This is a genomic window from Thalassotalea sp. G20_0, from assembly GCF_017744175.1.
Lineage (GTDB): Bacteria > Pseudomonadota > Gammaproteobacteria > Pseudomonadales > Endozoicomonadaceae > Endozoicomonas.
In genome coordinates, this window is the sequence record NZ_JAGHQV010000316.1 from 1 (window position 1) to 813 (window position 813).

Genomic DNA, 813 nt, shown 5'->3' on the forward strand with positions numbered 1-813 from the left:
ACACAGGCATTGCGATTCTCAACCCAGGGGATTCCGCGCATTATTTCCTGCACTCGTATGGAAGATGGCTATTTGCTTTTACCGCGGGGATGCCTTGATGAGCTAGCGGACTTACTCAAAGAACAGGGTTGTCAGCTCAGTATTGACGACAAAAGAAACATCGGGACTGAGCTGCATAACGTGAACTTTCAGGGGACGTTAAAAAAAGAGCAACAAAAAGCGGTCAAAGCAATGATGGCGCACGATGTTGGCGTACTTCATGCACCCACCGCTTTTGGCAAAACAGTTACGGCATTGGCTCTGGTTGCTGAACGTAGCGTGAATACGTTGGTTTTGGTGCACAGCCGCCAACTGATCGATCAGTGGAAAGAGCGGGCAGAAGCGTTTTTAAGTCTTGAAAAGGTAGGAGTCATTTCTGGCGGCAAGAAAAAACCAACAGGCGTCTTCGATATTGCTACCTACCAAAGCCTGATCAATAAAGGTGATAACCAGGTAAACCCTCTCATATTTGATTACGGACAGATCATTATTGATGAATGCCATCACCTGTCAGCACCGAGGTATGAGCTTTTACTGAATGAGGTGAGAAGCCGTTATGTTCTGGGCATCACGGCTACGCCACATCGACAAGATGGGCATCAACCCATTATTCATATGCAAGCCGGTCCGGTTCGCCATAAGGCTCAGGAAAAACAACGTGATTACCTGCGTACAGTGATCTTCAGAGACACAGGCTTACTTCCTCCATCTGAATGGGCTGAGAACAAACCCCATATCAGTGACGTTTATCGATGGCTTGCCAATTCAGAACAG

At 47.4% G+C, this 813-nt stretch carries 1 protein-coding gene; it reads left to right on the forward strand.

Annotation, left to right across the window (positions count from 1 at the left end; translation table 11 throughout):
* Positions 1–57 precede the first annotated feature (57 nt).
* Positions 58–813: DEAD/DEAH box helicase family protein (locus J7438_RS26260; protein ID WP_286196962.1), on the forward strand; the 756-nt coding region annotated here is incomplete at its 3' end.